Below are 16,769 nucleotides of genomic sequence, written 5' to 3'. Positions count from 1 at the left end.
TCTCCGCTGCGAGGGGACGCGGGCGCCGCGCCTGCTCAGCGGCAAAAAAACGCCGTACTTCACAGTCACATCCGACAATACAGGATATGTTTGATCACTTAGAGCTGAAGAGCGCAGTACTTTGCAGTAGTTCACATAACGCGACTTCGTCGTGCCCTGCGAGAGGCTTGAGCCCCAATGCGAACGCCCCGCTTGCCAGCGAACGAAGCCAAGCGCCTCGCCGCCTTGCACTGTGCAGGTTTGCTCGATACGGCGCCGGAGGAACGCTTCGATCGGATCACCCGACTCGCCCGGCTCAGCCTGTGCGTGCCGATCGCATTGATATCGCTGGTGGCCGAAGACCGGCAATGGTTCAAATCCAGACAAGGGCTCGCCGAGACCGCGCAGACCCCGCGTGAGGTCTCCTTTTGCGCCCATGCCATCCTCGGCAGCAAGCTCCTCGAGGTGCCGGATGCCACCGCGGACGCTCGCTTCGCCGGCAACCCGCTCGTCACGGGCGCCCCGCACATCCGCTTCTACGCGGGCATCCCGCTGCACGACACCGCCGGCTATCGGCTCGGCACGCTATGCGTCATCGATCACCAACCGCGTCGACTCTCGGCGGACGAGAAAGAGGCGTTGCACGATCTCGCCGCGATCGCGGAACAGGAAATCTCCCGCCCAATCCACGAGTCGCAGGCCCACTACGCGGCGCTGCGACACCTCAATGAGCTCGCCTTCCGGGAATATTCCGGCCGCCAGCAGCGCTACCGGGATTACCTGACGACGGGGTGTCACACGCTGAATATGGAAACCGGCATCGTCAGCCGCATCCGGGGTGAGGACTACCGCGTTGAAGCGGTGCGCTCGCCGCTTCGGGTCATCGAGATAGGCGATGTCTATCCGTTGGGCGAAACATACTGCGCTGCCGTGGCCCGTGAGCAGAACGTGGTGAGCTACGAAAATGTGGGTCGTGACCCGCTCGGGCAAACCCACCCGGCGCACCTGAGCCTCAGCCTGGAGAGCTATATCGGCGCACCCATATGGGTGAATCGCGCGCTGCACGGGACATTGAACTTTTCCGATCGCAAGCCGCGGCGGACGCCTTTTTCGCTGGCGGAGCTGCAGTTCGTCTCCCTGCTCGCCAATGCGCTCGGACGGGCGATCGAGCAGCAACGCGACCAGGAGTCCAAACATCACGTGCACCAGGGCCTGGTGCAACAAAAGACGCTGTTCGAGTCGATATTCCATGCGTTGCCGGACGCGGTGGTGCTCGCCGACGCCGACCGGCGCATCCTGCGAACCAATCCAGCCGCCCTGAAATTGTTCGGCTACGAGCGCGACGAGCTCAAAGGCCGCAAGACGGTGTTGCTCTATGCCCATCAGGACGCTTACCTGCAGCGCGGACGCGAGCAGTACCACCCGGGGGCCGGTGCGGAGGTCTCCTCCACCGTCGAGATCGAATGCCGGCGCAAGGACGGCACGTCCTTTATCGGCGAAACCGTGGGCGCCGTCGTGCACACTCCCGAGCACAACGTCTTCGGCTACCTCGGCGTCATTCGGGACATCTCCGCGCGCAAGGAAGTCGAGCGCATCAAGGAGGAGTTCGTCTCCACGGTCAGCCACGAGCTGCGCACACCCCTGACATCGCTCAGCGGATCCTTGGGGCTGGTATATGGTGGTGCCGCCGGCACGCTGCCCCCGAAGGCCGCCGAGCTCGTGACCGTGGCCTACCGCAACAGCGAACGGCTGATCCATCTGGTCAACGACATCCTCGATTTGGAGCGCCTCGCCACCGGTCGCATCGAGTTCAAAATGGCGCCCGAGAGTCTTCGCGACATGCTCCTCGATGCCGAGGAGGTTAATATCGGCTATGCCGAGCGCTACAGCGTCCGGCTGGCGGTGGCGATGCCGGTTCCCGAGGTCGCCATCCACGTCGACAGGGACCGCATACATCAAGTGCTCACCAACCTGATATCGAATGCCGTCAAATTCACTCCCGTGGGCAGCGCCGTCCTCATACGTGCCTGTATCCGCGAGGAGAAAATCCGCATCGAAGTCTGCGACGAGGGACCGGGCATCCCCGATTCGTTGCGACGGCGCCTGTTCGAGCGTTTCGCTCAGGCGGACGCCTCGGATGCGCGGCAGAAGGGAGGGACCGGCCTCGGTTTGGCGATCAGCAAGGCCATCGTAGAGGAGCACCACGGGCGGATCGGCTTTGAAGCGAACCAACCCTGCGGCACGGTTTTCTTCGTCGAGCTGCCGATGGAGAACCCCGATTCCGGCATCGATCACCCCGTGGGCTCCACCGGCCAGGTATTGATCTGCGAGGATGATCCCGCCGATGCCGAGCATTTGCAGCAGGTCGTTGCGAAAACCGGCCTGCAAGCCGTGGTGGCCCGCAGCGCCCAGGAGACCTGCGCGCTGTTCGAAGCCAATCGCTATGACGTTATTATCATCGATCTCTGGCTGCCCGACGGTGACGGGCTCAGCTTGATACGTAACCTGCGGGAATTGGACCCGGAGGCCACCTTCCTGGTCGTATCACGCGCGAAGCGGCCGTTGACGGAGGTCAAAGGCATCAAGCTGCTGGACTGGCTGACCAAGCCCGTCGACACCGTACGGCTGCGGCGCGCGCTCAAGACCGCGCTGACTCGCGAGGGCCGCAACTGCATCCTCCACGTCGAGGACGACCCCGACGTGCGCACGATGATACGTACCCTGTGCGGCGATCTGGGCGAAATCGTCCCTGCCGCCAGCCTCGCCGAGGCGCACGGGCGGCTTGCCTCCGGGTTGCGCCCGGCGGCGATCATTTTGGATCTGGTGTTGCCCGACGGCTCGGGCCGCGCACTCTTCGAGCAGCTGCGCAACGGCCCGGATCCGGCGATTCCCATCCTCGTCTTCTCCGGCCATGACGTCGAACCCGACGTGCTGGCGCAGGCGGACGCGGTGATCATGAAGGCCAAGGCCAAAGAGCACAGCGTTCGCGATACGCTGGCCTATCTGCTCAATGCCGGCGGCACGCCATGACACAGTAGGGTTCCGCCCCGCGTGAGCGAGGCGTCCTCGACGCGCATCACCCACCCGACGCACCGCCGGGCGCGGCGCGGCAAACTTGCTATGCTCAACGTACCCGGAGCGCGTTCAAGGGTGCGAAACCGCATGCGATGCCTCTGCCTTGTCCTTGCACTCGTGCTGCCTAGCCTCGTGATGGCCGAGACGCTGACCGGCATCGCCTCCGTGGTGGACGGCGATACGTTGGTTATTGATGGGCAGCGGATCCGCCTGCACGGCATCGATGCTCCGGAAAGCGCTCAGCACTGTTACCGCCTCGATCGTTCCCGCTGGCCTTGCGGGCAAGCCGCCGCCGCGGCGCTGGCCGAAGTCATCGGGGCGCGGCGCGTACGCTGCCGGGGCGAGGCGCGCGACGACCGAGGGCACCTGCTCGCCACCTGCGCCCACCAGGAACAGGAACTCAACGCCTGGATGGTCCGTCACGGCTGGGCGCTTGCCGCTCGTCAGGAGCGCCTCGATTACACCGACGAGGAAGAGCAAGCCAAAACCGTGCGGGCGGGGCTCTGGGCAGGCGCGTTCATCGTGCCGTGGGAATGGCCCGCACGCCGATATGGCGAGCGCACGATCCAAGACGATGACGAACCGCCGTTCGGCGGTCACCAGGGAGCGGCCGGACGATTCAGGCAATACTAGCGGCGCGCCTGCACCGCCGGGCAACGCCATTCAGGCGCTCGCCTTCGTCTCACGAATTTGTGATGCGGGCCACAAAAAAACCGATTATAAAACGGTAGGTTTGTCTTAAGGGAGTTGGTGGCGCGAGCAGGGACGCTCACCCCAGATCGCTCGCCACACACCATGACTCCGATCACTTCCTGCACCCGCCCAAAACTGCCACCCGTCCGCCCGAGTACCACCGCCTACCGCTCTACCGTTTCTCTACGGCCGACAAGCCGCTGCAGGAACAATGCTGCCCTTTACGGCCATGCGGTATCGGCCACCGCGGACAAGGCGAACCGCAGCACCGTATCGGGCGTGCCGATCGCCTTGCAAAATCGGTCGAGGCGAGACTCGCGCGCTGCGCTGCCGCCTACGCCGGCTGCTCCGTAAGCCACGGGCGTGGCTTGTGCTCCGGCCAATTCCAGTCGCGACCCTTGAGCATCACGTTCCAATACAGCCAGGGGAAAAAGTGCCGTTTCAACGCCCAGTACGTGCGTCGCGGGACGCGCGGGTCGAGCGGAAAGCTCGACATTACCTCGCCACCGTAACGGAACTCCGCCAACATCACCTTGCCGTGCTCGGTGGTCAGCGGGCACGCCCCATAGCCGTCGTATTCGCCCGTCTCGCCGTCGTGGCCGAGCGCCTCGAGCAAGCCGGCGACCACCACCGGGAACTGCCGCCGGACGGCTGCCATGGTCTTGGCATTGGGCGTGTCGGTGCAGTCGCCGAGGGCGAACACGTTGTCGTAGCGGGTGTGACGGAGGCGGTGCTTGTCCACGCTGACCCAGCCGGCCTCGCCGGCGAGCGGACTCGCCTTGATGAAATCCGGTGCCGATTGGGGCGGTACCACGTGCAACAAGTCGAAATGCCGGGTCACCGTGCCGCCTTCGGTGCGGAACGTGGCCTCGCGCCGATCGCCGTCCACCGCTACCAGGTCGTGCTTGAAATAGGGCGTGGCGCCGTAGCCCGCGATGACCTTGTCCAGCGCCTTAGCATAGGCGGGCACGCCAAACATAGCGCCGCCCTGGTTGTAGAAGCCGATGTCGGCCTTGATGCCTCGACGCCGGAAAGTGTCCGCGGCGAGGTACAATGCCTTCTGCGGCGCCCCGGCGCATTTGATCGGCATCGCCGGTTGCGTGAACAACGCCTCGCCGCCATCGAAAGACTCGACGAGTTGCTGAGTGTAGGGGGCGAGATCGAAGCGATAGTTCGAGGTCACGCCGTTCTTGCCGAGCGTTTGCGTGAGCCCATCGATGGCGTCCCAGTCGATCTGCAGGCCGGGCGCGACCACCAGGAAGCGGTACTCGAGTGTCGTCCCGGAGGCCAGGGTGAGCCGGTTCTCCTCGGGCTGAAAAGACGCCGCCGCGTCCTTGATCCAGGTGGCCTGCCGCGGCATCACGTCCGCCTCGCGGCGCCGGGTCTGCTTCGCGCTCATATCGCCGCCGCCGACGAGCGTCCAACCGGGCTGATAGAAATGATCCTCGCTCGGCTCGATCACCGCGACGTCGAGATCAGGCTGCCGGCGAAGCAGCGCCGCCGCCACCGACACTCCGGCCGTGCCGCCGCCGACGACGGCTACCACGTGGCGCTTATGGGTTGCTTGCGCAGTGGTCATATCGTATCTCCTGCCTTGAAAGCTTGTCCGCCCGGCCCTACTGTATTCTCGTCAATGGAATAAGCATATGCCTAAACGGAATATATGGGAGGTGCCATGATGATATTCCGTCAACTCTTCGACAGGCAATCCAGCACCTACACGTATCTGCTCGCCTCCGGCAAGGGCCGGGAAGCGCTGATCATCGACCCGGTCAAGGAACAAATGCCGATCTATCTCGGCCTCATCGAGCAGCTCGGTTTGCGCCTCCTACGCGCCATCGACACGCACACGCACGCCGATCATGTTACCGCGCTCGGCGATCTGCGCGATGCCACCGGCTGCGTGACCCTGATGGGCGAGCACACCCGGGCGGAGTGCGTCTCGCAACACGTCTCCGAGGGCGAGACCATCGACGTCGACGGGGTGCGGCTCAAGGCGCTGTACACACCGGGACATACCAACGAGTCGTTCAGCTTTGTGCTCGATGGTCGCGGCGAGCGTCCCGATGCGGTGTTCACCGGAGACGTGCTGCTGATTCGTGGTTCGGGTCGCACCGACTTCCAGGGCGGCGATCCTTACCAGTCCTACGATTCAATCGTGAACAAGCTCTTTGCCCTGGATGAGGAAACGCACGTCTACCCTGCGCACGATTATAAAGGATTCACGGTCTCCACGATCTGGGAAGAGCGACGCTTCAACCCGCGCCTCGCCGGCAAGAGCGCTGAGCAATACGCCGAGATCATGCGCAACCTGAATCTGCCCGACCCCCGGATGATGGACGTCGCGGTGCCGGCCAACCTGGCCTGCGGGCAGAGCGCGTCGAACCCCGCCGAGGGCCGTGCTGCCAGGTAATGAAAGCGCTGGCGCGTCTGCTGCCCCTGTTCGCGGACCTTCGAGCCGCCGATCGCGGCGGCTGGGCGGACGATGCGATCGCCGGCGGCATCGCCGCCGTGCTGCTGGTACCGCAGAGTATGGCCTATGCCCTGCTCGCGGGCCTGCCGCCAGAGATGGGATTATATGCATCGATCGTTCCCCCGCTCGCCTATGCCCTGCTCGGCACCAGTCGGGTGCTGGCGGTAGGGCCCGTGGCGGTGCTGGCCCTTATGGTGGCCAGCGCGCTCACCGACTACAGTGGTGGCGACCGCCAGCTTTGGCTCAACGGCGCCGTCATCCTCGCCGCCGAGGGTGGAATGCTCCTTTTGCTCCTGGGTGTGCTTCGGCTCGGGGTGCTGGTCAATTTCATCAGCCACCCCGTGCTCGCCGGGTTTACCGGCGGCGCCGCGGTACTGATCATCACAAGCCAGCTCAAGCACTTGACCGCCCTCGATCTCGGGCGCGCCGACCTGCTCGAAACGCTGCGCACGCCGCTGAGCCGCTTCCATGAAGTCCACGGTATGACTTTGGCATTCAGCGTGACGGCACTCGTGCTGCTGCTCGCCGGGCGCGGCCCGCTCGCGCATGTGCTGCAGCGGCTCGGCATGACAGACCGACAGGCCACATTGGCCTCACGCACCGTACCGCTTCTCGTGATCATTCTTGCCACACTGGCCGCGGCGATGCTCGATGCCGACGACGCCTACGGGCTGGCCGTCGTCGGCGCCGTGCCGGCGGGGCTGCCGATGCCCTCCTTTGACTTCCTCGCCACACCCGGCTGGCGTGAGTTGCTGCCATCGGCGATGCTCATTGCCCTGGTAGGCTATGTGGAGAGTGTGTCGGTAGCCAAGGTGCTGGCAGCGCGCCGGCGGCAGAAGGTCGACGCCAACCGCGAGCTCATCGGTCTTGGCGCGAGCAATCTCGCCGCCGCGTTCGCCGGAACCCTGCCGGTCGCCGGCGGTTTCTCCCGCTCGGTGGTCAACTTCGACCTCGGCGCCCATACCCAACTCGCCGGCCTCATCAGCGCCGGACTGATCGGCGTGGTCGCGCTTTTCTTCACGGATTGGCTCTACTACCTGCCGGATGCGGTGCTCTCGGCAATCATCGTCGTCGCCGTGGCACAGCTGATCGATTTGAACGGCGCACGCCGAGTCTGGGCCTACGATCACGGCGACGGTGCCGCCTTGGCGGTGACTTTTCTAGCCGTGCTCGGCCTGGGTATCGAGTTCGGATTGCTGATGGGAATCGGCCTGTCGCTCGCACTGTATCTATGGCGCACCGGTCACCCTCACATCGCCGTGGTCGGGCGGATTCCCGGCACCGAGCATTTCCGCAACGTCAAGCGTCACACGGTGAAGACGAACCCGCGTGTGCTGGCCGTGCGCATCGACGAGAGCATTTACTTCGCCAATGCCGGTCAAATCGAGGATTTCATCACGCAGCAATTGGCGGGCGCGCCCGTCACCCGCGAACTGCTGTTGGTGATGTCCGCCGTCAATGCGATCGACGCGAGCGGCCTGGAGATGCTCGAACGACTGGAGGAGGCACTGCGCGATGCCGGAATCACTCTGCATCTGGCCGAGGTAAAGGGACCGGTGCAGGACCGCCTGAGCCATACGCGCCTCGCGCGGCGGATCAGCGGGCGCATCCATCTCACCGCGGCGCGAGCCTTCGAGCAGCTGACGGACGCCCCAACCCCTGCGGCGGAGCTGCCCGAGAAACAACCGTAAGCCGGCTGGTGTTGCCGCTTCACCACGCGCGCGGGCACCGAGGCAGGACCGAGATTGGAATCCGCCATTCGTGATCTTGTCCTCCGCGCCCTGGCAAGAGACGGGCCGGCCGGTCAAACTAGGGTCACACTCGTGTTAGGTTGCGGATTTAACCGCATATCGTCTAGTCAGGGAGGCATGCCCCATGCGTGTGGCCATTGTCTTTTCGCTCGCTTGTTTGCTCTCCTTCGCCGCCGCTGCGGAAGACCTGCGCACGCAGGCCAAGCGTTATTTCGGCATCATCCCGGAGTCGCCCCCCGCCCAATCCGGCCTGACTCCGGAAAAGGTGGAACTCGGGCGGATGCTTTATCTTGACCGGCGTATCTCGCAGAGCCAGGCGATTTCGTGCAATTCCTGCCATGACCTGGGTCTCGCCGGCGCCGACCTGCAAAAAACCTCAATCGGCCACGGCTGGAAATTTGGCACGCGCAACGCCCCGACGACGTTCAATGCCGTCTTTCACGCAGAGCAGTTCTGGGACGGCCGCGCGCACGATCTCGCGGAGCAGGCGGCGGGCCCGATCGCCAACCCGATCGAGATGGCGAGCACGCAGAAAGCCTCTGTCGATACCTTGCGCCACATCCCGGGCTACCAGGCGCTGTTCAAGGCGGTCTATCCCAACAGCGAAGAGCCCGTGACGCTGGAGAACGTGACGGATGCGATCGCGGCGTTCGAGTCCACGTTGATCACGCCCAAAAGCGCCTTCGATCAATGGTTGCAAGGCGATGATTCCGCGCTGAACGAGACCGAGCGTGCCGGACTGAAGCTCTTCATCGACAAGGGCTGCAATGCGTGCCACAGCGGCAAGCTATTCGGCGGTACCGATTACCGCAAATTCGGACAGGTAAGCCTCCCGCCCGAGAATATCCTGCCGCGGGAGGATACGGGGCGAATGCGCGTCACCGGTAAGGAGGCGGACAAATACGTCTTCAAAGTGCCCTCGCTGCGCAATGTCGCGCTCACCCGACCCTATTTTCACTCGGGGGAGGTCTGGAGTCTCTCCGAAGCCGTCAAGGTGATGGGCAAACATCAGCTCGGGGTCGAGCTCTCCGATGAGGAGGCCGAAACAATTACTGCCTTTCTGGCAACGCTGACCGGCGAGCAGCCCGAGCGGACATATCCGGCACTGCCGCCGAGCGTTGCCGATACGCCGCGACCGGCACCGACCGCCGGTCTGGAGAGTGCCAAGCCGGCAGCCGAGCATTAACGACCGCAAAACAGACGTGCGGGGCGCCGGGAAGCGCCCCGCGACACCGCTTGTCTGCCTGTCCGCCGGCTTGCAACGACCGAGCGCACCTTGCTAAACAGAGAGGGGGCCACTTGAGGGGGCAACACGACTGTCTGGTCCTTACCCGCAATCTACCCCCGCTGATCGGTGGCATGGAGCGCCTGGTCTGGCACATCGTCGATGAACTGCGCGCTGACTACCGCGTTCACGTCATCGGTCCGAAGGGCAGCAGCCGGCAGCTCCCAACGGGGGTCACGGGCCGCGAGCTTCCGCTCAGACCGCTCCCCTGGTTTCTATTGCGCGCTTTGCTCGCGGCGCTCGGCTCGGCACTGCGGCGGCGCCCCCGGATCATTCTGGCCGGCAGCGGTCTGACGGCTCCGCTTGCCTGGCTCGCGGCACGGCTCACCGGCGCGCACAGTATCGTCTATCTGCACGGCTTGGACATTGAAGCCAGGCAGCCGCTCTATCGCACGTGTTGGCACCCGTTCATCCGCCGATGCGACCGGGTGCTGGTCAACAGCCATTTCACCGAACAACTCGCCGGCGCAGCCGGTGTGGCACCCGAGCGCATCGCCATCGTTCACCCCGGCGTCGCGCTTCCGGAGATGAGCGGCGCCCAGCGACGACGCGCCGCTTTCCGTGAACGTCACGGGCTCGGTGATGCGCCACTGATGCTCTATGTCGGCCGTATCACGGCCCGCAAGGGACTTGCCGTCTTCATCCGATCCATCTTCCCCCGGATCGCCACGGAGATCGCAAACGCCCGCCTGCTCGTCATCGGTGAGGAGCCTACCGGCGCGTTGCTTCCCACTACGGGCGAGCAGGAACGTATCGACGAGGCCCTGGAGACAACGGCGCTGCGATCGAAGGTTCATTTCCTCGGGGAATACGGCCAGAACGATCCAGAGCTCGATGCGGCTTACTTTGCCGCCGACGTGCTCATCTTCCCCGTGCAACAACGGCCGGGCGATAATGAAGGTTTCGGCATGGTGGCGCTCGAGGCGGCGGCGCACGGCCTGCCCACCGTCGCTTTTGCCGTGGGTGGGGTACCCGATGCGCTCGCGGACGGCCTGTCCGGCCGGCTCGTTCCGGTAGGCGACAATGCGCGCTTTGCTCAAGCCATGATCGCCGAGCTGAGGCAACCCGCCACGCCCGCTGAGCGAACGGCTCGCCTTCGTTTCGCCGAGGGCTTTGCATGGCCCAAGTTCGGCGAGCGGCTGCGCGCCTTGCTGCGCCTCGCGCAGTCATAGCCACGGATTGCGATTAATCGCTCGAACTCAATCGGCAAGCTGCGGAGAGCCATTGCACAACCGCCGGAATCAAGGTTGTGGAGCCGAGGCCACGTCGACGCCCGACGGAAGCACTCATCCGCCTGGCGTGTCACTCGCGCAGAGCCGTCCCGTGCAGATAGGCCAGACCGGAAAGCCCCCTCACCACCGGCGCACCCAGCCACAGCGGCAGTCGTAAGCGGCGTTCGAGCGTATCGAACGCCGCGGCCGCCGGCTTGATCAGCCCCGAGCCGACCGAGGCCACCCCGCGCAGCCAAGGCCGGGTCGTATTGGCCACATCGGCCGCCTCGTACCCGAGCACACGGTACTCATCCGGAAACTTCTGCCGAAAGCGCCCGGAGGAGTAACGTCCCGTCTCGGTCATTTTCCGGCACACCCCCATAAGCGTGAGTCGGTCATGGTGTTGCACGATGGCTGCGCGGTTCAGGGCGATATTACCGCGCTGCGCCAGTCGGATGAGCAAATCCCGGTCCTCGAAGCCATAACGCTCGTAGGCCTGGTCGAAACCTCCAACGGCAAGGAATTCGCTTCGCCGCACGGCCAGATTCTGGGAGCTGCCGGAGAAGCTGACACCGTGATCGTGCAGACGCTCGCGCCGTCGACTGACCGCTCGCTGGTAACGGTCCCAGAAGCCGTTGTCGCCTGATCCATGCACGCTTCCCGCCGATGCAACGACGCCGTCAGCGAGCGCTCGCGTGTGCGCTTGCACGATGTCCGTCAACGGAGTGCAGTCGCAGTCCATGAAGACGACGTATTCTCCGACCGCCTCTCGCACGCCGATGTTGCGCGCGCTGGCGCGGCCGCGGTTCGTCTCCAGCGCCAGCACCTGCGCCTCGCTACCGACGGCGTTGCTGATACGCAAGGCGCTGTCGTCCTGCGAGCCATCATCAATGACAAGGAGCTGCGTTTGCCGACGCGCCGCCTCCCCCAGCATTGCCAACAGAGCAGAAACCGCGCGGATAGCGCCCGACGCATCGCGATAGCAGGGAATGACGATGCTGGTGAGGGCCGAATAATTCGTCATATCAAGCTTTTCCGCCCAACTGAACGCAGTTTCACCGTCGCTCCGCGCTGCCGCCGAAATGCAACCGCATGGCCTCTATGTGCCCGGCACCCTTGAGGAGGGTTGCTGCCTGCAGCACCTTGATGCGCTCCCACCAGGAAAGCTGCCTCTGCCGCAGGATCCAACGGATGGATTGCAGCGGCGAGCGGTGGGGTGCAAGCGCCTGCGGGCCAATGTGGTCCAAGCCATGCTCACGCAGAAATTTTCGGCCGGCGGCGACGCGGCGTGCCTGGCGTATCGCGGCCCGCAACGAGGTCCTCGGCCGGGTCTCTACGACGGCGTGCTTTTCGAACACAACACGGAATCCCGACCGAGCCGAGCGCCATGCCCATTCCCGGTCGCCACCGGAGAGCAGCCGCTCATCGAAAGGCCCCGACGCCATGAATTCGCGCACCGGGCAAAACAAATTGGCCGTTGCCGAAAACCCCTTCTGCTCGATATTCTCCCGCTGCGAAAACCCGGTAACAAATTGATAAAGGCTGACACCCCGGCGTTCGGCAGGCTCGACGATGCGGACCTCACCGCCGACGATACATCGCCCCCCTTCCCGCGACAGCCGGATCACCCCCTGTTCGATCCATTCCGGCCGCGGGATGCAATCCGCATCCGTGAATGCCAGAATTTTCCCTGCCGCTGCTTTGACGCCCGCGTTGCGAGCCGCGTAGGACCCTGGCGTTTCGCACCGCGTCACCCGCACGGTGAACGCAAAGGTTTCGGGCAGGATAAGAGGCGGAGTCGATCCATTGTCAACAATGACGACCTCGAATCGATCGGCGGGATAGGTCTGCCCGGCCAGCGCGCCCAAGCATGAAAGGACGCCGGCTGCGTCGTTGAACACAGGGACGATGACAGTGACATCAGGCATCGGGTTGCTTCTCACGTTCTGCGCCCAATCCATCGCGTTTCAGGCCACGCTCAATCCGGCATTGATCAGACCGGCCCAGACATCCGCTCCCGCTACGTCCAGTCCTTCCGGTTGACGATCAATTCAGCGGGTTGTATTCGGCACGCTTGCGCGCACCGCGAACGAACTCGCTCATGGCGTCTATCCAGCGACGGTTGAACGCGGCGCTCAGTGCCAGATAGCTCGCCGCCCCGGTGACGAGCCCCACCGTCAGGCGCACGGAGTCATGTTCGAGGCCGCGGCTGGCGAGCCATGCGATCAGCCCGGCGACAATAGCAATCCATAGCGGCACCAAGAACTGCCGCAGGAACTCGCCAAGCCCGGCACCACAGCAGGGACGCACCAGAAACCGCCACGCGGGCAGGACAACGCCGAGTTGAATCAGCGCCATGCCTGATGCCAGACCGGTCAGCCCGAAATCCCATACGGCGACCCAATACAGCGGCGGCAAAATCAGCAGCAGGCCGAGGTTCCACCAGAACGCGCGTTGGACGCGCCCAGCGGCGTATAGCAGGCTGCCCACCGGGTTGCCCGTGGAGCGGATGAGCCCCCAGGCAGCCAATATGCGTAAGTAGACACCGGCCTCCTGCCACTGTGCGCCATAGAGCAGCGCCACGATCTGATCGGCGAACAGACCCAGGCCAACATAAATCGGAAAATTAACCGAGGCGGTCAAGCGTAGGGTCTGCAGATAAATGGACTTGAGGCGTTCACGGTCGCCTTTGACGCGCGCCATTACAGGGAATCCGACCCGCGTGACGATCGGGTTGATGACCATCGCCAGACGAAGGCTCAAACCGCGCGGTACCGAATAGATGCCCATCGCGGGTGGGCCGAGCACAAGGCCGCCAATGAATAAATCCGAATCCCGGCGAATCGAATTCACCAAGCTCTCGCCGACCAAATAGACCCCGAAACGGACATAGGACCTCGTTTCCGGGAAGCGCAGGCGAGTCGAGGGGCGGTAGCGCGGCGGCAGTAGCAGCCATGCAAGCGCTGAGCTGCTTGCGGCGCTCGCCAGGCTGGCCGCAACCAATGCGTACACGCCGGCGCCGAGCAATGCAAAAACCACGGCGACGGTAAAACCAACGAGCGTGGCAGCGATTTCGATACCCGCCAATTCGGCGAACCTCAGCTCCTTCTGGGCCAGCGCACGCAACTGCTGACCGAATGCGCTTAGCGGAAAAATGAGGCTCGCCCATTGCAGTACCGCAACCAACGCCTCGGAATGGTATATCCGGCCGAGCACCGGAGCGGCCGCGATCAGTACGCTCATCAGCGCAATCGCCAAGACCACATTCACCCAGTACAAACTGGATCGATCCCGCGCGGGAACCTCGTGGTAGTGGATCAGTGCCTGACTCAGACCGAGATCCACCATCAACGAGAGAACGCCTAATACCGCCGCCGCGACGGCCATCAGCCCGAATTCGGAAGGAAGGAGGAGTCGCGCCAATACCACCGTTTGCAGCAACTGCAGCAAGGAGACAACAGCCGCTGAACCGGCCGTCCAGCGCCCCGCGGAAAATGCCGCTTGCCTTAGGCTCACGGCTTGCCCGATCGGATCCGATACCCTTCCGGCTCATGATCCTGCCGCTGGCGTAATACGGAACTGAGGCAGGCACTGAGCCCGGCGGGCGACATGGACGCTGGCGCCTGCACGAGCAAGGGTCTCTGGGATTCGAGCGCATTCCTGAGAATTTGATAGGTTCTGTCGTGAAGCTCCGCAACCGCCGGAAGAAGCGGAGTTGAGTTCGCCGAGTGCTCAGCGATCGCTATCTCGGAATAAGGAGATAACTCGCCGACCAGGACGGTCGCGCACCGGTAGGCGAACTCATCGACGCTCATTGCCTTGACGGCCACTTCGGCCGAGCGATGACGTTCCAAGAAAATCGCCCGAACGAGCGGCGCGGATTTGCTCGTGTGACTGGCCCCGAAGAGATCGTCAGCGGCGGTTCGTCTTCTGACTCGTTTCCCGCCTTTCAGCAGAAACCGCGCATGCCAGGCCGCCAGGTCGAGGATGGACCGCCCAGCGAGAAGGCGTTCGCGGACAACCGGCTCCTCCACCGTGTTGTATCCATAGATCTGCATTTTCTTCGGCGTTCGCCAAATGACGGCATCCGCATCGATAACGGCAAGGTCGTCACTGAGATAACACCATCCCTGTTCCAGAACGGACTTGAGCATAAAGGCGCTCTTACCCACGCCGCCCCGGCCCGCCAGTAGAACGGCCTGCCCGTCCTTGGCGACAGCGCTCGCATGGATATACGTGGCACCCTTCTCCAGTAGGGCCAGCTGCGTGCTGTAGTCGAAGAGATCGTAGATGAAATTCTTGGCGATCGTTTCCGCCGGACTGAGATAGTTCCAGTTCAGCAGCCGGTAACCACGCGCTGCCATTCTTTCCCAAAGACCAGCATAGGTGCCTGTCGGGTTGACCGTTATGAGGTAAGTACCAGTCGATGCGCGTTCGAATCTATAGCGCAGACCGGAGTGTTGCGCATGAAAACCCGAACCATCCGTCGTGATCAATTCAGAGATGACGCCATCGGCTGCTTGCCCATCCACGGCGGTGAAATCGAAGACAATGTCGGCACCGCCGACCTTCGAGATCATCGGAGCGAGCTCGCATCGAACGGCCGCGTGAATCGGTCCGTGGCCGCGCAGCTCGATTTTCAGGGGTCCGATCTCATAGAAAATGCCGGTCATTCGTGCATGCTCGCGCAACGCGCGTACACGTCCTCCAGGGCGCGTGTACACCGGTTGATATCGAATGTGGCCGTCACCGACTCGCGTGCAAGCCTGGACAGAGAGGCCAGATGCGACGGCGATGTGAGAAGATTGATGAGATTGGTTGCCAGGCCGTCCGAGTCTTTCTCGTTGAAACATATACCCGTTTCCCGGTCCATGACGGCCTCTTCAACGGCACCGCGCGCGGAGGTGATGACAGCGAGACCTCCTGCCTGGGCTTCCAGAACCACGGTCGGTAGGCCTTCGGCATCACCGTTGCTCGCCGTGATGCTGGGCAGGCAAAAAATCCGCGCCTGCTGCGTTTGCTCACGGACGAGCGCATTGGGAATGGCGCCGAGAAATTCCACGGGCACATCGAGGGATTTTGCCAAATTTTCCAAGCCTGAGCGCAGGGGCCCATCCCCCACGATCACCAGCTCGGCATTCGGCACATCCTTAAGAATGCGGGCAAACGCGCGGATCAGGAATTCAACACCTTTTTTCTCTACCAGCCTGCCGACGAACAATATGCGCGCTTTGCGCTGCGCGAGGGGCACTGGGCCCGGGTGAAATCTTGCCGTGTCCACACCGATATGGCGCACGATAAGCTTATCCTCGGGGATGCCGTATGCAATGGCGCTTCGCTGAATCGCCTTGGACACCGCAATGAAGTGCACATTGGGCTGCGCGGCCAAATCGAGCAGTTGCCGCGGATAGCGTCGACGCAGCCAGCCACCCTGGCCTTCTTCCCACCATCGGCGGTAGATGTTGATATCGAAACCGTGCAGCGTGACCAGCATGGGCAGCCCGAGCGCAGCCACCAGCGGCCAGACATCGACAGCCGTCGTACCGAAGTGCGCATGTACGAGTGAGGCGTTCGCGGATCGCAGCAACCTGACACTGGGGGGATGCGCAATGGACAACAGACGGTATGCGACGTAAGACCAGCGATAGAACCTGCCTTTCTCGCGTGGTGTAAGCAGCCTGATCTCGTGACCGTCCAGTGGCAGTCCATCCTCTACAAGGCGATCACCGACCAATATCGGCTGCCAACGCCGCATCGTTCGCGCCTGCTCCTTGATGAACGTCTCCGACCACGGCAGGAGCTTCGGCGCGATTACCAGCACCCGCTTGCGGTTGGCGGCTTGTGCTTCCACCGCGCGTTGCATCGTCATACGCCACGCAAGGCCTCGGGTAATGCGCAGTCCGGGTTGTCGGAAAGTTGCGCGCGGTTTCAGACGCTTTGCGTTTCACGGTGCCATCCACGCTGAAGTGCGATGAATCAATGCGGATTAGCTTGACGACGCTAACATCGCCGGGCTCATCGCTGCCATAGCGCTGGCCGGCACGCGGCGATGCTCCTCTGCCCATGCAAGTATCTCCTCCTTTGCCCAAGAGATACGCCACCCGAGGTCACAGTTTCATGACCCGGCGCGGTTTTCCAGACGAGTCGGATATTCCCCTGCTCACAACCAAGCGCTCTAGGTCGTGTTCACATTTAAGCGAGCCAGAGCACAATGCACGCACACCTGACCATGGCAGCAAAATGTGCGGCGAGTTTTTCATAGCGGGTCGCTATCCGGCGGAATTGCTTGAGCCGGTTAAAGA

Annotated in this window: 12 protein-coding genes and 1 pseudogene; 6 read left to right on the top strand and 7 right to left on the bottom strand. The window is 63.4% G+C overall.

Annotated elements, in window-relative coordinates:
* The first annotated feature begins 192 nt into the window (after positions 1 to 192).
* Positions 193 to 3,009: a response regulator gene (locus AC52Q4_RS16055; RefSeq protein ID WP_495537807.1), complete on the top strand. Its 2,817-nt coding sequence runs from the start codon at positions 193 to 195 to the stop codon at positions 3,007 to 3,009.
* Between the two features lie 132 nt (positions 3,010 to 3,141).
* Positions 3,142 to 3,687, top strand: a complete 546-nt coding sequence (locus tag AC52Q4_RS16050; protein ID WP_495537806.1) for a thermonuclease family protein — start codon at positions 3,142 to 3,144, stop codon at positions 3,685 to 3,687.
* Positions 3,688 to 4,081: 394 nt separating this feature from the next.
* Here AC52Q4_RS16050 and AC52Q4_RS16045 read toward each other — a convergent pair whose 3' ends face one another.
* A complete protein-coding gene (locus AC52Q4_RS16045) occupies positions 4,082 to 5,326 on the bottom strand; it encodes an NAD(P)/FAD-dependent oxidoreductase (protein WP_495537805.1) in 1,245 nt (414 codons plus the stop codon).
* Between the two features lie 96 nt (positions 5,327 to 5,422).
* Between AC52Q4_RS16045 and AC52Q4_RS16040 the strand changes: the two genes are divergently transcribed.
* From AC52Q4_RS16040 to AC52Q4_RS16025, 4 genes are all read left to right on the top strand, one after another.
* Positions 5,423 to 6,160, top strand: a complete 738-nt coding sequence (locus AC52Q4_RS16040; RefSeq protein WP_495537804.1) for an MBL fold metallo-hydrolase — start codon at positions 5,423 to 5,425, stop codon at positions 6,158 to 6,160.
* Complete coding sequence (locus AC52Q4_RS16035) at positions 6,160 to 7,911, top strand: SulP family inorganic anion transporter (protein WP_495537803.1); 1,752 nt, start codon at positions 6,160 to 6,162, stop codon at positions 7,909 to 7,911. The genes AC52Q4_RS16040 and AC52Q4_RS16035 overlap by 1 nt, the downstream gene beginning before the upstream one ends.
* A gap of 184 nt (positions 7,912 to 8,095) precedes the next feature.
* Entirely contained in the window at positions 8,096 to 9,157 is a 1,062-nt protein-coding gene (locus AC52Q4_RS16030; protein WP_495537802.1) for a cytochrome-c peroxidase, read from the top strand.
* Between the two features lie 113 nt (positions 9,158 to 9,270).
* Complete coding sequence (locus AC52Q4_RS16025; RefSeq protein WP_495537801.1) at positions 9,271 to 10,428, top strand: glycosyltransferase family 4 protein; 1,158 nt, start codon at positions 9,271 to 9,273, stop codon at positions 10,426 to 10,428.
* A 130-nt stretch (positions 10,429 to 10,558) separates the two neighbouring features.
* Here AC52Q4_RS16025 and AC52Q4_RS16020 read toward each other — a convergent pair whose 3' ends face one another.
* The 6 genes and pseudogenes from AC52Q4_RS16020 to AC52Q4_RS15995 all read right to left on the bottom strand — a co-directional run.
* Complete coding sequence (locus AC52Q4_RS16020) at positions 10,559 to 11,491, bottom strand: glycosyltransferase family 2 protein (protein WP_495537800.1); 933 nt, start codon at positions 11,489 to 11,491, stop codon at positions 10,559 to 10,561.
* Positions 11,492 to 11,522: 31 nt separating this feature from the next.
* Entirely contained in the window at positions 11,523 to 12,395 is an 873-nt protein-coding gene (locus AC52Q4_RS16015) for a glycosyltransferase family 2 protein (RefSeq protein WP_495537799.1), read from the bottom strand.
* Positions 12,396 to 12,513: 118 nt separating this feature from the next.
* Positions 12,514 to 13,983 (bottom strand): MOP flippase family protein, encoded by a 1,470-nt coding sequence (locus AC52Q4_RS16010; RefSeq protein WP_495537798.1) that lies wholly within the window; start codon positions 13,981 to 13,983, stop codon positions 12,514 to 12,516.
* A complete protein-coding gene (locus AC52Q4_RS16005) occupies positions 13,980 to 15,191 on the bottom strand; it encodes a hypothetical protein (protein ID WP_495537797.1) in 1,212 nt (403 codons plus the stop codon). Before AC52Q4_RS16005 ends, AC52Q4_RS16010 begins: the two co-directional genes overlap by 4 nt.
* Complete coding sequence (locus tag AC52Q4_RS16000; RefSeq protein ID WP_495537796.1) at positions 15,137 to 16,336, bottom strand: glycosyltransferase; 1,200 nt, start codon at positions 16,334 to 16,336, stop codon at positions 15,137 to 15,139. The genes AC52Q4_RS16005 and AC52Q4_RS16000 overlap by 55 nt, the downstream gene beginning before the upstream one ends.
* Positions 16,337 to 16,659: 323 nt before the next feature.
* Positions 16,660 to 16,769, bottom strand: a pseudogene (locus tag AC52Q4_RS15995) (IS5/IS1182 family transposase); the annotation flags it as partial.

The sequence above is a fragment of the Nitrococcus sp. genome, from assembly GCF_059432795.1.
The sequence above is the reverse complement of the archived record's forward strand: the minus strand, read 5'-3'. Positions and strand labels throughout refer to the sequence as shown.